Here is a 16,055-nt window from a genome sequence, read left to right as displayed (position 1 = left end):
CTTTTGACTGGCGTGTGCCTTAGAACGTACGCGCCTTCGGCGGCACGGACTCGACGGTCAGCGGTTGCATGTGGACCGGCTTGTAATCGAGTCGGTCACCTTCGCTGAACCAGAGCGTATGGCGCAGCCAGTTTTCGTCGTCACGGTGTTCGAAGTCGCTCTGTGCGTGTGCACCACGGCTTTCCTTACGAGCTTCAGCCGAAACCATCGTTGCGCGCGCAACTTCGACCAGGTTCGCCACTTCGAGCGCTTCCACGCGCGCCGTGTTGAACACCTTCGACTTGTCCTTCAGGTGGATGTGCTTCGCGCGCTCAGCGATCTGCGCGATGTCCTTCACACCGTCTGCCAGCAGCTTCGACGTGCGGAACACGCCTGCGTGCTTCTGCATCGAACCACGGATGTCGTTCGCGACGCTTTGCGCGTACTCGCCCGAGGTCGACTTGTCGAGGTCGGCGAGGCGCGAGAGCGCGAAGTCGGCGGCGTCGGCCGGCAGCGGCTTGTGCTCCTTGAGCTCCTTGACGTGCTTGACGATGTGGTTGCCAGCCGCACGGCCGAACACCACGAGGTCGAGCAGCGAGTTCGTGCCGAGGCGGTTCGCGCCGTGCACCGAGACGCACGAGCATTCGCCCACGGCGTAGAAGCCGTTGACGACTTCTTCGTGACCCTTCGGCGTGCCAACGACCTGGCCGTTGATGTTCGTCGGGATGCCGCCCATCTGGTAGTGGATGGTCGGCACGACCGGGATCGGCTCCTTGATACAGTCCACGTTCGCGAACTTGAGCGCGATTTCGCGGATCGACGGCAGACGCTTCATGATCGTCTCGGCGCCGATGTGCGAGAGGTCGAGCAGCACGTGGTCCTTGTGCGGACCCACGCCACGGCCTTCCTTGATTTCCTGGTCCATCGAACGCGAAACGAAGTCGCGCGGCGCCAGGTCCTTCAGGGTCGGCGCGTAACGCTCCATGAAGCGCTCGCCGTTCGAGTTACGCAGAATGCCGCCTTCGCCGCGCACGCCTTCCGTGATCAGCACGCCCGCGCCGGCCACGCCGGTCGGGTGGAACTGCCAGAACTCCATGTCCTGCAGCGCGATGCCCGAACGGGCCGCCATGCCAAGGCCGTCACCGGTGTTGATGAACGCGTTGGTCGATGCCGCGAAGATCCGGCCTGCGCCGCCCGTGGCGAACAGCGTGGTCTTGCCTTCGAGGATGTAGACGTCGCCCGTTTCCATTTCGAGCGCGGTCACGCCGAGCACGTCGCCTTCGGCGTCGCGAATCAGGTCGAGCGCCATCCATTCGACGAAGAACGTGGTCTTCGCCGCGACGTTTTGCTGATACAGCGTGTGCAGCAGCGCGTGGCCGGTACGGTCAGCAGCAGCACAGGCGCGCTGAACCGGCTTCTCGCCGTAGTTGGCCGTGTGGCCGCCGAACGGGCGCTGGTAAATCGTGCCGTCGGCGTTGCGGTCGAACGGCATGCCCATGTGTTCGAGCTCGTACACGGCGTTCGGTGCTTCACGGCACATGAACTCGATCGCGTCCTGGTCGCCGAGCCAGTCGGAGCCCTTGATCGTGTCGTAGAAGTGATAGTGCCAATTGTCTTCGCTCATGTTGCCGAGCGAAGCGCCGATACCGCCTTGAGCGGCGACCGTGTGCGAACGCGTCGGGAACACCTTCGAGAGCACGCAAACCGACAGGCCAGCACGCGCGAGTTGCAGCGAAGCGCGCATCCCCGAGCCGCCAGCACCGACGATGACCACGTCGAACTTGCGACGCGGCAGTGAATTCTTGATTGCAGCCATTCTTTTACACTCTCCAGAGAATCTGAGCGGCGTAGCCGAGGCTGCCCAGCAGCCATGCGATCGTGAGGACGTCCAGCGTGATGCGCAGGCCGACCGGCTTGATGTAGTCCATCCAGATGTCACGCACGCCAACCCACGCGTGCAGGAACAACGCGACCAGGGTGACGAACGTGGCGAGCTTCATCCACTCAGCGGAGAAGATCGACGCCCAGCCGTCATACGAGAAGTCGTGCGCGCCAAAGAACAGGACGAGCAGCACGACCGTGTAGATCGCCATGATCACGGCGGTGGCGCGTTGTGCGATCCAGTCGCGAATGCCGTAGTGAGCGCCGACGACGTGGCGCTTCGGACCGATACCGTTTTTAGCCGACATTTTTTAGAACGCTCCGAAGAGTTTTGCCGCAAAGGCGATCGTGAGAACCGTGGAGATGATCACGACGACCAGGGAGGTCGACTTGCCTTTTTCCTTGCTCACGAGGCCATGGTTGAAGTCCATGCACAGGTGACGCACGCCAGCGCAGAAGTGAAACAGGAACGCCCATCCGAGGACCAGCACGATGAGCTTGACGATGATGTTGGAAAGGAAGCCCTTGAATACCTCGAAGCTAAGCTCCGAAGTGAGGCTCTGGTCCAACAGGAACAAGATGAAAGGCAGGAACAGGAACAAGAGCACACCGCTGATGCGGTGGCCGATCGACACACGACCTGCCAACGGCAGGCGGTATGCGAACAAGATCTGCCCAAGCCCGATGTTCCGGTATTCCGGCCTCGGTTTTTTTGCGGCTTCTGCCATGCTAGACCCCTACTATGTGTTAACACTAATTCGCAATTTTAGCGCCTTTTCATATCGCGCTGCAGCGAAATCCACGTCGGGTACGGCGGTGGTGCGCGCAAGCAAAGGCACTCTGGGGAAGGGCTGCGCGTCTTTCGCGCGGCGCTCGTCAACTCAAATCATTCTGATAGTAGTACCCGGTTGTGACATACCATCCGCGGCGTACCTCGACCGGCCGGTCTCCATAGGTATAGGACACCCGCTCGACCGATAGCAAAGGAAAACCCGCCGGCACCTTGAGCAGATCGGCCACGGTAGGCTCGGCGGCCACGGCGCGGATCTTCTCGGTCGCGCGTATCATGCGCGTGCCGAACTCCGCCTCGAACATGGCGTAGAGCGGGCCTTTGTAGTCGGCGAGGCGCTCGCTCGTCAGGCCGCGGAACACACCGCCTGGCAACCAGATCTCGTCGAGCACGGTGCTTTCGCCATCGAACTGCAGCAGACGCCGGATCAGCACCACCGGGTCCGAGGGCTTGAGGTCGAGCTGGCGCGCAATCTCGGCCGAAGCGCGCAGGCGCCGGCACTCGAGCAGCTTGCTCACGTGCGGGTGCTCCGCGCCGTCATCGGCGAGCAACCTGAGGAAGCGAAACTGGGCGCGCTCTTCGTTGTGCGTTGCAACAAAAGTACCCTTACCCTGACGGCGCACCAGCAGATTGTCGGCAGCCAGTTCGTCGATCGCCTTGCGCACGGTCCCCTGACTCACCTTGTAACGGGCGGCCAGTTCGACTTCGCTGGGGATGATTTCACCGGGCTTCCACTCGCCGGACTCGAGGCTCTGTGTAATGAGCCCCTTGATCTGCTGGTACAGCGGACTGAAGGTCGGGGACGGGGGCACCGCGGGCGCAGACGCTGGAACCCCGCTCTCGGGAGCGGTGGAATTCGCGTTGCTGGCCGGGTTTGCACTCATGGCGCGCATTTCAACATAAAGCCCCCCACGCATCAAGCGTTTTGCCTGCAATAGTTATGTCTTATATAAGACATAAGATACTGTTGACTTTGACCCTGACGACTCCTACACTCCCGATCGAGCAAGGGTTTGCGGGCAGGCTGCATGCTAATTTCAGGACATGAAACCGGCATGACGAAGAGGAGCCGCCGGCGGCATCCACCTCGTGGCGAATGCGCTGCGAGCCGCCTTGCACGATGCTGTTCCCTCACGCAGTAAACGCAGTAGAGGTTTCATCCGCCCAGCCGGCACGCGCGAGTCATCGCGCGCCGCGCATCTGTGGGAGAGCCCGAGCGAGCTGTTGCAGGAGTCGGCACACGCGAAGCGGCCAGCGTCCGGCGTCCCTCGAAGGGCGCTCCGTTCACCTCTTGCCATGTTGCACAGGTTACCGGCACGGCGGTCCGCGCCGGCGGCGCACGCGTCACGGCTTGTCAGTCATTGTTGTTCCAGTGAAGCGCGCACGCCAGCGAGAAAGACCGCCGGTTTCACCTACGCTTCGTGTATCGCGCATATAGAATGGCGTTTTACCCTGGCGTCTAACGCATCATCCTGGAGATTTTCAATGGCTAAGCCCGCAAAGCGCGTTGCCGTCACCGGCGCCGCAGGTCAGATCGCTTACTCCCTGCTGTTCCGCATTGCGAATGGCGACCTGCTCGGCAAGGATCAGCCCGTCATCCTGCAACTGCTTGACCTTCCGCAAGCGCAAGCCGCCGTCAAGGGCGTCGTGATGGAACTGGACGACTGCGCATTCCCGCTGCTCGCGGGCGTGGTCATCACCGACGACCCGAAGGTCGCGTTCAAGGACGCCGACGTCGCCCTGCTGGTTGGCGCACGCCCCCGCTCGAAGGGTATGGAGCGTAAGGACCTGCTCTCGGCCAACGCTGAAATCTTCACGGTTCAGGGCAAAGCGCTGAACGACGTCGCCAGCCGCGACGTGAAGGTGCTGGTCGTCGGCAACCCGGCCAACACGAACGCCTACATCGCCATGAAGTCGGCTCCGGACCTGCCGAAGAAGAACTTCACCGCCATGCTGCGTCTGGACCACAACCGCGCGCTCTCGCAACTGGCCGCCAAGTCGGGCAAGCCGGTCGCTTCGATCGAGAAGCTCGCCGTGTGGGGCAACCACTCGCCGACGATGTACCCCGACTTCCGTTTCGCCACGGTCGACGGCCAGTCGCTCAACGCGCTGATCAACGACGACGTGTGGAACCGCGACACGTTCATCCCGACGGTCGGCAAGCGCGGCGCTGCGATCATCGAAGCGCGCGGCCTGTCGTCGGCAGCGTCGGCCGCCAACGCAGCCATCGACCACGTGCGTGACTGGGTTCTCGGCACGAACGGCAAGTGGGTCACGATGGGCATCCCGTCGGATGGCTCGTACGGCATTCCCGAAGACATCATCTACGGCGTGCCGGTGACCTGCGAAAACGGCGAATACAAGCGCGTGGAAGGCCTGGAAATCGACGCGTTCTCGCGTGAAAAGATGGACGGCACGCTGAACGAGCTGCTCGAAGAGCGCGAAGGCGTGGCTCACCTGCTCGGCAAGTAAGCCTGCTGTATGAACGGAACGCGCGATTAACGCCCGTTCCGTTCTGCTTTATGGGCGCGCGGGGCTAGCTCCGCGGGCCTGAGTGGGCCGACCTGCGCGGGCCGCCCGATCCGCATGCGTCTTGCTCGCAGGACGCATCCGAATCCGGTATCTCCTACAAAACTCGACTCCCGACGCCGAAGATGCGCGCCATGCTCCCAGCCGAAGTGCTGTTTGACGGCGAAGCGCCGCCTGCCATCCTGCCCGCATGCGACCACTACGCGGGCAGTGAGAAGCTGATGCTCAAATCGCTCGCGCTGCAGCAGCAGTTGGGCCCGGTATTCGACATCACGCTCGACTGCGAAGACGGCGCGCAGGTAGGCCGCGAGGCCGAACACGCCGAGCTCGTGGCGTCGTTCATCGGCGGCGAGCACGACCGCTTTGGCCGCGTTGGCGTGCGCATCCACGATTTTCATCACCCGCACTGGCGCGACGACGTGCGCATGATCCTGCGCGCCGCCAAACGTGCGCCGGCCTTCATCACGCTGCCGAAGATCCGCGCCGTGGGCGACGCCGCCGAAATGACGGCCTTCATCGAAGCCACGCGCGTCGAGATGGGCATCGACACGCCCATTCCCGTTCAATTGCTAGTCGAAACGCACGGCGCGCTCGCGCGCGTATTCGACCTCGCTGCGCTGCGCGGCGTCGAGTCGCTGAGCTTCGGCCTGATGGACTTCGTCTCCGCGCACGACGGCGCCATTCCCGACACGGCCATGCGCTCGCCCGGCCAGTTCGATCACCCGCTCGTGCGCCGCGCGAAGCTCGAAATCGCGGCCGCGTGCCACGCTTTTGGCCGCGTCCCCTCGCACAACGTGAGCACGGAAGTGCGCGACATGGAAGTGGTGGCGAACGACGCGCGCCGCGCGCGTAACGAGTTCGGCTACACGCGCATGTGGAGCATTCACCCGGCGCAGATTCCCGCGATCGTGGCCGCTTTCGCGCCGCGCGACGAGGAAATCGCCCTGGCCGCCGAAATCCTGCTGGCCGCGCAGCACGCACAATGGGGTCCGACACGCCACGGCGACACGCTGCACGACCGCGCGAGCTACCGCTATTACTGGTCCGTGCTGCGCCGCGCGCGCGCCACCGGCCGTGCCGTGCCGGCCGAAGCGGCACCGCTGTTCGCGTCGGGCGTCGCTACATCCGGCGAGAAGGCGCAGAAGGCGTGACGTGCGCCACGAACGGGCGCGGAAAACGTTTTCAACGTATTGCGCCAGAGCAGCAACGCGGGGCGCGCACCGCATAGCGCAGCACCGGCAGTCACGCACAGTTACAGGCAGTTACTAGCGAACCAAGGCGCAAACAACACCGGGCCTGAGAAATTGAAGTTCATGGCGATAAATAGGTGAAAATAGCGTCCGCTGCGCGCTTTCGGGGCGCGCGCAGTGCAAACGGCGGTTGCCTGTTCAACCGCGCACTGATCAACCGCATTTAGATAGATAAAGGTTTGACACTCATGAAGAAACTGCTGATCGCCGCTGTCATCGGCACGCTGTCCTCGACGCTGATGCTGGCCGCTACCGACGCCGCCGCACAAGGCACGACCACGACCGAAAAGAAGCCTGCTCCGAAGCATCGCATCATCAAGCGCAAGGCCAATCCGGCCAAGGAAGCGAAGGTCGATCCCGTCCCGGCAGGCTCGGAGCACTGGAGCTGCGCTGAAGGCGTGCAATTCGACCTGAAGGGCGACATGGCGCGTGACCAGATCGTCACCGTTCACTGGGCGAACAAGAACTACAACCTGCCGCGCCAGACCACGACCACGGGCGCCGACCGCTTCCACGACGCCGCCACCGGCCTCGACCTCGTCGTGATCCCGACGAAGGCCATGCTGTTCTCGGACAAGGACAGCTCGCGCCTCGCCGACGAGTGCAAGACCGTTGCCATGCAGCAAGGCGCCATGGCGCCGACGCAGGCCAACGCGCTGAACCCGGCCAACCGCGCCGCACCGGCTAGCGGCGCAGCAGGCCAGTAAGCCTCGGCCAGGGACCGCCTCGATGTCCGCCCTGATCTCCAACGTCAGGCCGCATCCGGACCAGGTACTGGTCGATATCGTCGACTATGTGCTGAATTTCCGGGTAGACAGCGCGCTCGCGCTGACAACGGCCCGGCATTGCCTGATCGACACCCTCGGCTGCGGACTCGAGGCGCTCTCCTACCCTGCCTGCACCAAGCTGCTGGGACCGATCGTGCCGGGCACGATCGTCCCTCACGGCGCGAAGGTGCCAGGCACGTCATTCCAGCTCGACCCGGTTCAGGCCGCGTTCAACATTGGCGCGATGATCCGCTGGCTCGACTTCAACGACACGTGGCTCGCCGCCGAATGGGGCCATCCGTCGGACAACCTGGGCGGCATTCTCGCGACCGCCGACTGGCTCTCGCGCACCGCCATCGCTCAGGGCAAATCGCCGCTCACCATGCGGCACGTGCTCGAAGGCATGGTGAAGGCGCACGAGATCCAGGGCTGCATTGCGCTGGAGAACTCGTTCAACAAGGTCGGTCTCGACCATGTGCTGCTCGTGAAGCTCGCCTCGACCGCCGTGGTCGGCCACCTGCTCGGGCTCACGCGCGACGAGCTGATCAACGCCGTCACGCTCGCGATGGTCGACGGCCAGTCGCTGCGCACCTACCGCCATGCGCCCAATACGGGCTCGCGCAAGTCGTGGGCCGCCGGCGACGCCACCTCGCGCGCCGTGCGCCTCGCGCTCATGGCGAAAACGGGCGAGATGGGCTATCCCTCGGCGCTCACGGCGAAAACGTGGGGCTTCTACGACGTCTCGTTCAAGGGACAGCCGTTCAGCTTCCAGCGCCCCTACGGCACGTACGTGATGGAAAACGTGCTGTTCAAGATTTCGTTCCCCGCTGAATTCCACGCGCAGACCGCAGCCGAAGCTGCGATGACGCTGCACGGCGTGCTCGCGCAACGCGGCAAGACGGTTGCGGACATCGAGCGCATCACCATCCGCACGCATGAAGCGGCAATCCGCATCATCGACAAGCGCGGCCCGCTTGCCAACCCGGCCGACCGCGACCACTGTATCCAGTACATGGTCGCCGTGCCGCTGATCTTCGGGCGTCTCACCGCCGCCGACTATGAAGACGAAGTCGCGAGCGACCCGCGTATCGACGCGCTGCGCGCGAGAACGGTATGCGTGGAAGACCCGCAGTTCACGAAGGATTATCACGATCCGGACAAGCGTTCGATCGCAAATGCGCTCACCATAGCGCTAAGCGACGGCACGACGCTCGACGAGGTCGTCGTGGAGTACCCGATCGGCCACAAGCGGCGCCGCGAAGCAGGCATCCCGCTATTGATCGAGAAGTTTCGAATCAACCTCGCGCGCCGCTTCCCCGCGAAGCAGCAGCAGGCGATTCTCGATGTCTCGCTCGACGAAGCACGGCTGTGCGCCCTGCCCGTCAACGAGTACGTCGACATGTATGTGATCTGAGCAATCAGGCAGGTATCCGTGACAGCAGCAAATGAGCAGTAAGCGTTATTTCCGCGATTAAACGAAGGAAAACACTATGGCCCACAATCTCCACAAAACGCTAAAAGATTTCGACAGCGGTTCCGGTAAAGGCAAGTTCTACTCGCTGCCGCAGCTCGGCAAGCAGCTTGGCGTGAAGATCAATCGCCTGCCGGTCTCGATCCGTCTGGTGCTCGAGTCTGTGCTGCGTAACTACGACGGCAAGAAGATCGCGGAAGAGCACATCGAGCAACTCGCGAACTGGAAGCCGAACGCCACGCGCGTCGACGAAATCCCGTTTGTCGTGGCCCGCGTCGTGCTGCAGGACTTCACCGGCGTGCCGCTGCTCGCCGACATCGCCGCCATGCGCGGCGTGGCCAAGCAGGTCGGCAAGGATCCGAAGGTCATCGAGCCGCTCGTGCCGGTGGACCTCGTCGTCGACCACTCGGTGCAGATCGACTACTTCCGCCAGAAGGACGCGCTCGACCTGAACATGAAGCTGGAATTCCAGCGCAACAACGAGCGCTACCAGTTCATGAAGTGGGGCATGCAGGCGTTCGACACGTTCAAGGTCGTGCCGCCGGGCATCGGCATCGTCCACCAGGTCAACCTCGAATACCTCGCGCGCGGCGTGCACAAGAAGGCTGAAGGCGGCGATACCGTCTACTACCCGGACACGCTCGTCGGCACCGACAGCCACACCACGATGATCAACGGCATCGGCGTGGTCGGCTGGGGCGTGGGCGGCATCGAAGCCGAAGCCGGCATGCTCGGCCAGCCGGTGTATTTCCTCACGCCGGACGTCGTGGGCGTCGAGCTGAAGGGCAAGCTGCGCGAAGGCTGCACGGCAACCGACCTCGTGCTGACCATCACCGAAATGCTCCGCAAGGAAAAGGTCGTCGGCAAGTTCGTCGAGTTCTTCGGCGAAGGCACGGCCTCGATCGGCGTGCCCGACCGCGCGACCATCGGCAACATGGCGCCGGAATACGGCGCAACGATGGGCTTCTTCCCGGTCGACGAAAAGACGATCGACTACTTCAAGGGCACGGGCCGAACGGAAGCCGAGATCTCGGCATTCGAGAACTACTTCAAGGCCCAGGACCTCTTCGGTGTGCCGAAGGCCGGCGACATCGACTACACGAAGACGCTCGTGCTCGACCTCGGCACGGTCGCGCCTTCGCTGGCCGGCCCGAAGCGCCCGCAAGACCGCATCGAAATCGGCCACGTGAAGTCGACCTTCACCGACCTGTTCTCGAAGCCGGTCGCCGAAAACGGCTTCAACAAGAAGGCCGCCGACCTCTCCGCCGAATACGCGGCGGGCGAGAAGGTCAAGCTGCACAACGGCGACGTGCTGATCGCCGCGATCACGTCGTGCACGAACACGTCGAACCCGAGCGTGCTGCTGGCCGCCGGTCTGCTCGCGAAGAAGGCCGTGGAAGCGGGCCTGACGGTCGCGCCGCACATCAAGACGTCGCTCGCGCCGGGATCGCGCATCGTCACGGAATACCTGACGAAGACGGGCCTGCTGCCCTACCTCTCGAAGCTCGGCTTCGAACTCGCGGCCTACGGCTGCACGACCTGTATCGGTAACGCCGGCGACCTGACGCCCGAGCTGAACGAGTCGATCGTCAAGAACGACGTCGTCGCGGCTGCGGTGCTCTCGGGCAACCGCAACTTCGAAGCGCGTATCCACCCGAACATCCGCGCGAACTTCCTGGCCTCGCCGCCGCTCGTCGTCGCTTACGCGATCGCGGGCAACATCACGCGCGACCTGATGACGGAGCCGGTTGGCAAGGGCAAGGGCGGCCGCGACATCTACCTCGGCGACATCTGGCCGACGAGCGACGAAGTCAACGCGCTGCTCAAGTTCGCGCTCGACCCGGAAGCGTTCCAGAAGAACTACAGCCAGCTCACGAAGAAGGGCGACCTGTGGAGCAAGATCGAAGGCGAAGAAGGTCAGGTCTACGACTGGCCCAAGTCGACCTACATCGCCGAGCCGCCGTTCTTCGGCAGCGACTTTTCGATGACGCCGTCGTCGGAAGTGCCCGAGATCAAGGGCGCACGCGCACTGGGCATTTTCGGTGACTCGGTCACGACCGACCACATCAGCCCGGCTGGCTCGATCAAGGAAGACTCGCCCGCAGGCAAGTGGCTGAAGGAAAACGGCGTGCAGAAGGCCGACTTCAACAGCTACGGCTCGCGCCGCGGCAACCACGACGTGATGATGCGCGGCACCTTCGCCAACGTGCGTATCAAGAACCTGATGATCCCGGCAAAGGCCGACGGCACGCGCGTGGAAGGCGGCCTGACGATTCACCAGCCGAGCGGCGAACAGCTGTCGATTTACGACGCCGCCATGAAGTACATCGACGCCGGCACGCCGACCATGGTGTTCGCGGGCGAAGAGTACGGCACGGGTTCGTCGCGTGACTGGGCAGCCAAGGGCACGCAGCTGCTCGGCGTGAAGGCCGTGGTTGCACGCAGCTTCGAGCGTATTCACCGCTCGAACCTGGTCGGCATGGGCGTTCTGCCGCTGCAGTTCAAGGGCGCGGACAGCGTGCAATCGCTCGGCCTGACGGGCGAAGAGACGTTCGACATCGAAGGCCTGACGGACGACTTCAAGCCGCAACAGGACCTGACGCTCGTGATCCACCACAAGGACGGCAAGGATCAGCGCGTGCAAGTGCTGCTGCGTATCGACACGCCGATCGAAGTCGACTACTACAAGCACGGTGGTATTCTGCCGTTCGTGCTGCGCTCGCTGCTCGCGGCGTAAGCAAGCCGTTTTTTGCAGGTGCCGCGCCCGGCAACGGGTGCGGTCACACTTGGAGCCCGACGCAAGTCGGGCTTTTTTTTCGACCGTACTTCGGGTTCAGCTATTCGATCAGCTTGTTCAACGTAGCAAACTCGATCAACGCCGCGAGCGACGACACGCCGAGCTTGTCCAGCACCCGGGTCTTATACGTGCTGACGGTCTTATCTGAAAGCCCCAGCCGCCCGGCAATGCCCTTGTTGCTCATGCCGCGCGCAAGGTATTGCAACACTTCGACTTCGCGAGGCGACAGCCCATTGAGCGCCACGTCGCGGCCGCCGCCGCAACTGCCCGCCGGGAAGCAGTCGTAGCCGAGCAGCACTGCCTTGACCACGCCGCACAGCTCCTCGACGCCTCGATTCTTGTTCACATAGCCGTTCGCACCCGCCACGCGCGTGTGATTGGCCATGACCAGCTCGGGCTTCGCAGAGAGCACGAGAATGCGCGCGCCGGGCTGCTTCGCGCGAATGCCTCGGATGACGGAAAGGCCGTCGAGCTTCGGCAATTCGAGGTCGAGGATCACCAGATCGGGATGCAATTCCTGCACGAGGCGCAGGCCCTCTTCGCCGTCGCTGCACTCTCCGACCAGTTCGTACTCCGTATTCAGCACGTTGGCGAGCATCTTCAGCACGATGGGATGGTCGTCGATGACAACGATGCGTTTCATTTTTTGTTCCATGGCGGAGTTATTTATTTAAGCCTTCAGCGGGAATCTCACAGCCTGAACGACGCGCCATTGTTTTTGTATAGGAAAGTTCTGAAACGGCTCATGAGGCACCGCCGCAGGGTTAACCCATTGCGCGCGGAGTTTGAATTTAACTAACGCGTGAATTAAAGTAAGACGATGATCACGCGCTCTCGCACCGCCGCCGCTGTGGCGCCCCGCCCGCGCGGCCGGCGCCGCGCCGCCGCCGACCTCGACATGCGCGAGCGGCTGCTCGCCAGCGCCACGCAACTGTTCGGCGAGCAGGGCATTGCGGCCACCACCATGGCGCAGATCGCCGAGGCCGCGGGCGTGACGTCCGCCATGGTTCACTACTACTTCACGAACCGCGAAAAGCTGCTCGACGCCGTGGTCGACGAGCGCATTGCGCGCTCGATTGCGTTCGTGTGGGAGAGTGTGGAGGGCGACGTTGCGCAAGACCCTCACGCGCTCGTGGAGGAACTGGTCGTGCGGCTCTTCGAAGTCACCTCGCGCATGCCCTGGCTGCCGCCGCTCTGGCTGCGCGAAATCGTCAACGAAGGTGGCTTGCTGCGCGAGCGCATGCTCAAGCGGCTACCCATTGAGCATTTACAGCGCTTTGCCGCGCGCATCGGCGAGGCGCAGCGCGACGGCAGCGTGAATGCCGAACTCGAAGCACCGCTGCTCTTCATCTCTATTCTTGCGCTCGTCATGCTGCCGCTCGCGACTTCGAAGATCTGGCAAAGCACGCGCGGCTTTCCGAAAATCGAGCGCGAGGCACTGCATCGGCATGTGAGCGCGCTGTTGAGCGCGGCCTTGCGCCCGGCGCCGCAGGACAAGCGCGGGCGCCGCGCGGCGGCCCGCAAGGAGAACGCGTCATGAAGCTTGGCATGGCCTGCCTGTGCGCCATGGCGTTCGTGCTCGCCGCTTGCTCCCGGCATGAACCGTCCGGCTGGCAGGGCTACGCAGAGGGCGAGTATGTCTACCTCGCGTCGTCGCAGTCGGGCACGCTCACGCACCTGGAAGTACAACGCGGACAAACCGTGGCCGCCAACGCACCTGCCTTCGCGCTCGACGCCGTCGAGGAAGCCGCCGCGCGCGACGAGGCGCAGCATCGGCTCACGGCCGCGCAGCAGCAACTCGCCGATCTCCAGACCGGCAAGCGCCCACCCGAAGTGCGCGTGACCGAGGCGCAGCTCGCGCAGGCCGAGGCGAACGCGCACAAGGCCGCGCTCCAGCTCACGCGCGACGAGACGCAACTGCGCGCAGGCGGCATTGCACAGGCACAACTCGACGATTCGCGTGCGCAGGCGGCCTCCACAGCTGCCCAGGTGCGCGAGCTGCAAAATCAGGTGCGCGTGGCGAATCTGCCGGGGCGTACCGCGCAAATCGCCGCCCAGGCCGCCGACGTCGAGGCCGCGCGCGCCTCACTCGCGCAGGCGCAGTGGCGGCTCGACCAGAAGCGCGTGAGCGTGCCGAGCGGCGGCCTCGTCTACGACACGCTATTTCGTGTGGGCGAGTGGGTGCAGGCGGGCAACCCAGTCGTGCAGATGTTGCCACCGCAGAACGTGAAGGTGCGCTTTTTCGTACCGGAGACGATCGTCGGCTCGCTCGCGCCAGGCCGCAAAGTCAACGTGCGTTGCGACGGTTGCGCCGCCGACGTCCCCGCCACCATCACCTGGATCTCGAACGCCGCCGAATATACGCCGCCTGTCATCTACAGCAACGAGAACCGCGCGAAGCTCGTTTTCATGATCGAGGCGCGGCCTTCCACACAAGATGCCGTCAAGCTGCATCCGGGCCAACCGGTCGAGGTGACGCTGCAATGAGCACACCTGATCAATCGGCCGGCGACTACGCCATCGACGTGCGCAATCTCAACAAGCGTTTCGGCAGCAAGCATGTTGTGAACGACGTGTCGCTGCGCGTGGCGCGCGGCGAGATCTTCGGCTTTCTCGGCCCTAACGGCAGCGGCAAGACCACGTCGATCCGGCTCATGTGCGGTCTGCTCACGCCCGATTCCGGCTCGGGCACGTGCCTTGGCTACGACATCCTGCGCGAGAGCGCGCAGATCAAGCGTCACGTAGGCTACATGACGCAGCGCTTCTCGTACTGGGAAGACCTGACGATTCGCGAGAACCTCGACTTCGTCGCGCGTATCTACCAGATGCCGAACCGCCGCGAAGCTGTCGATCGCGCGCTCGAGTCGCTCGGGCTCGCAAGCCGCGCGAGCCAGCTCACCGGCGCGCTCTCGGGCGGCTGGAAACAGCGTCTCGCGCTCGCGGCCTGCATGCTGCACGAGCCCGAACTGCTGCTGCTCGACGAACCGACTGCGGGCGTCGATCCTACCGCGCGCCGCGACTTCTGGGAGGAGTTGCACCGGCTTGCCGCGCAGGGCATTTCGGTCCTCGTGAGCACGCATTACATGGACGAAGCCGAGCGCTGCCACAAGCTCGCTTATATCGCCTACGGCAAGCTGCTCACGCAGGGCACCGCCGCCGAGGTGATCGCCGAACAGAACCTCGAAACGTGGGCGATTCATGGCGAGCGCCTGACCGCGCTGGCGGCGCAGTTACGCAACGCACCGGGAATCGACCAGACAGTGGTGTTCGGCTCCGCGCTGCATGCGAGCGGACGCGATCATGCCGCGCTCGCTACAGCGGTCGCGCACGCGGTGGAGGGCCAGCCGTTGCGCGCCGAACGCATCGACACCGGTCTCGAAGATGTCTTCATCTATCTGATGAGCCATGCCCAGGACAACTACGGAGTGACGTCGTGAGCGCGTCGTTTCCGTTTTCCGTGGCGCGCTGGTGGAGCATCGTGCTCAAGGAGTTCTTGCAGCTCAAGCGCGACCGCATCACGTTCGCGATGATCGTCGGCCTGCCGATCATCCAGCTCACGCTGTTTGGCTACGCGATCAACACCGACCCCAAGCATCTGCCCACCGCCATTGTCGTGGGCGAGGACAGCGTGTTCGCGCGCAGCTTCGTCGCGGGCATGCGCAATTCCGCCTATTTCGACGTGGTCGAAACGCTGCCCGACGAAGCCTCGGCGCGCCGCGCGCTCGCGCGCGGCACGGTGCAGTTCGTGCTAAGCATTCCTGTCGATTTCTCGCGGCGCCTGCTACGCGGCGAAAGACCCTCGCTGCTCGTCGAAGCCGATGCGAGCGATCCCACCGCCATTACCACTGCGCTCGCCGCATTGCCGGGCCTTGTTGGACCCGTGGCCGCGAAAGACCTCACCGGCCCACTCGCGCACCTGAACGGCACGCCTGCCGCGTTCGACGTGCAGGTGCACCGGCTCTATAACCCCGAGGGCATTACGCAATACAACGTGGTGCCAGGCCTCATGGGCGTGATCCTCACAATGACGATGGTGATGATGACGGGCCTCGCCATTACGCGCGAACGCGAGCGCGGCACGATGGAGAATCTGCTCGCCACGCCAGTGCTGCCTATCGAGGTGATGACGGGCAAGATCATTCCGTATGTGGCGATTGGACTGATCCAGGCGACCATCATCGTGCTCGCCGCGCGCTACGTGTTTCATGTGCCGTTCGCGGGCGGTCTCGTCACGCTCTATCTTTCGGCGCTGCTCTTCATCGCCGCGAACCTCACGGTGGGCATCACGCTCTCGTCGCTCGCGCAAAACCAGTTGCAGGCCATGCAGCTGACAATGTTCTACTTCCTGCCAAGCCTGCTGCTCTCCGGCTTCATGTTCCCGTTCGGCGGCATGCCGCGCTGGGCGCAGTGGCTCGGCAATCTGCTGCCGCTCACATATTTCAACCGGCTCGTGCGCGGCATCCTGCTCAAGGGCAACGGCTGGACCGACCTGTGGCCGGCGGTCTGGCCGCTCGCCATCTTCACGGTCGCGGTCATGGCGATCGCCGTGCGCTTTTACCGGCGCACGCTCGATTAGCGCGAGGGCCTTCAC

The 16,055-nt window shown here is 63.8% G+C and carries 14 protein-coding genes; 9 read left to right on the top strand and 5 right to left on the bottom strand.

Annotation, left to right across the window (positions count from 1 at the left end; genetic code table 11):
- Positions 1–19 precede the first annotated feature (19 nt).
- The 4 genes from sdhA to U5A65_RS09505 all read right to left on the bottom strand — a co-directional run bounded on the left by sdhA (position 20) and on the right by U5A65_RS09505 (position 3,534).
- Positions 20–1,795: a succinate dehydrogenase flavoprotein subunit gene (sdhA, locus tag U5A65_RS09520; protein ID WP_321946112.1), complete on the bottom strand. Its 1,776-nt coding sequence runs from the start codon at positions 1,793–1,795 to the stop codon at positions 20–22.
- Positions 1,796–1,799: 4 nt separating this feature from the next.
- Positions 1,800–2,168, bottom strand: coding sequence for a succinate dehydrogenase, hydrophobic membrane anchor protein (sdhD, locus tag U5A65_RS09515; protein ID WP_158760582.1), 369 nt, complete (start codon positions 2,166–2,168; stop codon positions 1,800–1,802).
- 3 nt (positions 2,169–2,171) lie between these two features.
- The gene (gene sdhC / locus U5A65_RS09510; RefSeq protein ID WP_133183855.1) at positions 2,172–2,588 is read right to left on the bottom strand and encodes a succinate dehydrogenase, cytochrome b556 subunit; all 417 of its coding nucleotides are present in this window, start codon (positions 2,586–2,588) and stop codon (positions 2,172–2,174) included.
- Between the two features lie 148 nt (positions 2,589–2,736).
- Positions 2,737–3,534, bottom strand: coding sequence for a GntR family transcriptional regulator (locus tag U5A65_RS09505; RefSeq protein ID WP_158760584.1), 798 nt, complete (start codon positions 3,532–3,534; stop codon positions 2,737–2,739).
- Between the two features lie 601 nt (positions 3,535–4,135).
- Between U5A65_RS09505 and U5A65_RS09500 the strand changes: the two genes are divergently transcribed.
- The 5 genes from U5A65_RS09500 to acnA all read left to right on the top strand — a co-directional run bounded on the left by U5A65_RS09500 (position 4,136) and on the right by acnA (position 11,404).
- Positions 4,136–5,122, top strand: a complete 987-nt coding sequence (locus tag U5A65_RS09500; protein ID WP_158760585.1) for a malate dehydrogenase — start codon at positions 4,136–4,138, stop codon at positions 5,120–5,122.
- 182 nt (positions 5,123–5,304) lie between these two features.
- Positions 5,305–6,330: an HpcH/HpaI aldolase/citrate lyase family protein gene (locus tag U5A65_RS09495; RefSeq protein WP_321914326.1), complete on the top strand. Its 1,026-nt coding sequence runs from the start codon at positions 5,305–5,307 to the stop codon at positions 6,328–6,330.
- Between the two features lie 287 nt (positions 6,331–6,617).
- The gene (locus U5A65_RS09490) at positions 6,618–7,136 is read left to right on the top strand and encodes a hypothetical protein (RefSeq protein WP_321914327.1); all 519 of its coding nucleotides are present in this window, start codon (positions 6,618–6,620) and stop codon (positions 7,134–7,136) included.
- 22 nt (positions 7,137–7,158) lie between these two features.
- Positions 7,159–8,610: a bifunctional 2-methylcitrate dehydratase/aconitate hydratase gene (locus U5A65_RS09485; RefSeq protein WP_321946110.1), complete on the top strand. Its 1,452-nt coding sequence runs from the start codon at positions 7,159–7,161 to the stop codon at positions 8,608–8,610.
- 76 nt (positions 8,611–8,686) lie between these two features.
- Complete coding sequence (gene acnA, locus U5A65_RS09480; RefSeq protein ID WP_321933891.1) at positions 8,687–11,404, top strand: aconitate hydratase AcnA; 2,718 nt, start codon at positions 8,687–8,689, stop codon at positions 11,402–11,404.
- A gap of 100 nt (positions 11,405–11,504) precedes the next feature.
- Here the strand turns inward: acnA and U5A65_RS09475 are convergent, their stop codons facing one another.
- The gene (locus tag U5A65_RS09475) at positions 11,505–12,107 is read right to left on the bottom strand and encodes a response regulator transcription factor (RefSeq protein WP_321914330.1); all 603 of its coding nucleotides are present in this window, start codon (positions 12,105–12,107) and stop codon (positions 11,505–11,507) included.
- Positions 12,108–12,284: 177 nt separating this feature from the next.
- Between U5A65_RS09475 and U5A65_RS09470 the strand changes: the two genes are divergently transcribed.
- The 4 genes from U5A65_RS09470 to U5A65_RS09455 are packed head-to-tail and all read left to right on the top strand — an operon-like array spanning position 12,285 to position 16,040.
- Positions 12,285–13,004, top strand: a complete 720-nt coding sequence (locus tag U5A65_RS09470) for a TetR/AcrR family transcriptional regulator (RefSeq protein ID WP_321946109.1) — start codon at positions 12,285–12,287, stop codon at positions 13,002–13,004.
- Positions 13,001–13,951: an HlyD family secretion protein gene (locus U5A65_RS09465; RefSeq protein ID WP_321933893.1), complete on the top strand. Its 951-nt coding sequence runs from the start codon at positions 13,001–13,003 to the stop codon at positions 13,949–13,951. Before U5A65_RS09470 ends, U5A65_RS09465 begins: the two co-directional genes overlap by 4 nt.
- Positions 13,948–14,901, top strand: a complete 954-nt coding sequence (locus tag U5A65_RS09460) for an ABC transporter ATP-binding protein (protein ID WP_321933895.1) — start codon at positions 13,948–13,950, stop codon at positions 14,899–14,901. The genes U5A65_RS09465 and U5A65_RS09460 overlap by 4 nt, the downstream gene beginning before the upstream one ends.
- Entirely contained in the window at positions 14,898–16,040 is a 1,143-nt protein-coding gene (locus tag U5A65_RS09455) for an ABC transporter permease (protein ID WP_321914334.1), read from the top strand. The genes U5A65_RS09460 and U5A65_RS09455 overlap by 4 nt, the downstream gene beginning before the upstream one ends.
- Positions 16,041–16,055: the final 15 nt, after the last annotated feature.

Source organism: Paraburkholderia sp. J10-1 (assembly GCF_905220165.1).
GTDB lineage: Bacteria > Pseudomonadota > Gammaproteobacteria > Burkholderiales > Burkholderiaceae > Paraburkholderia.
This window is presented reverse-complemented; position numbering and strand designations above follow the sequence as displayed.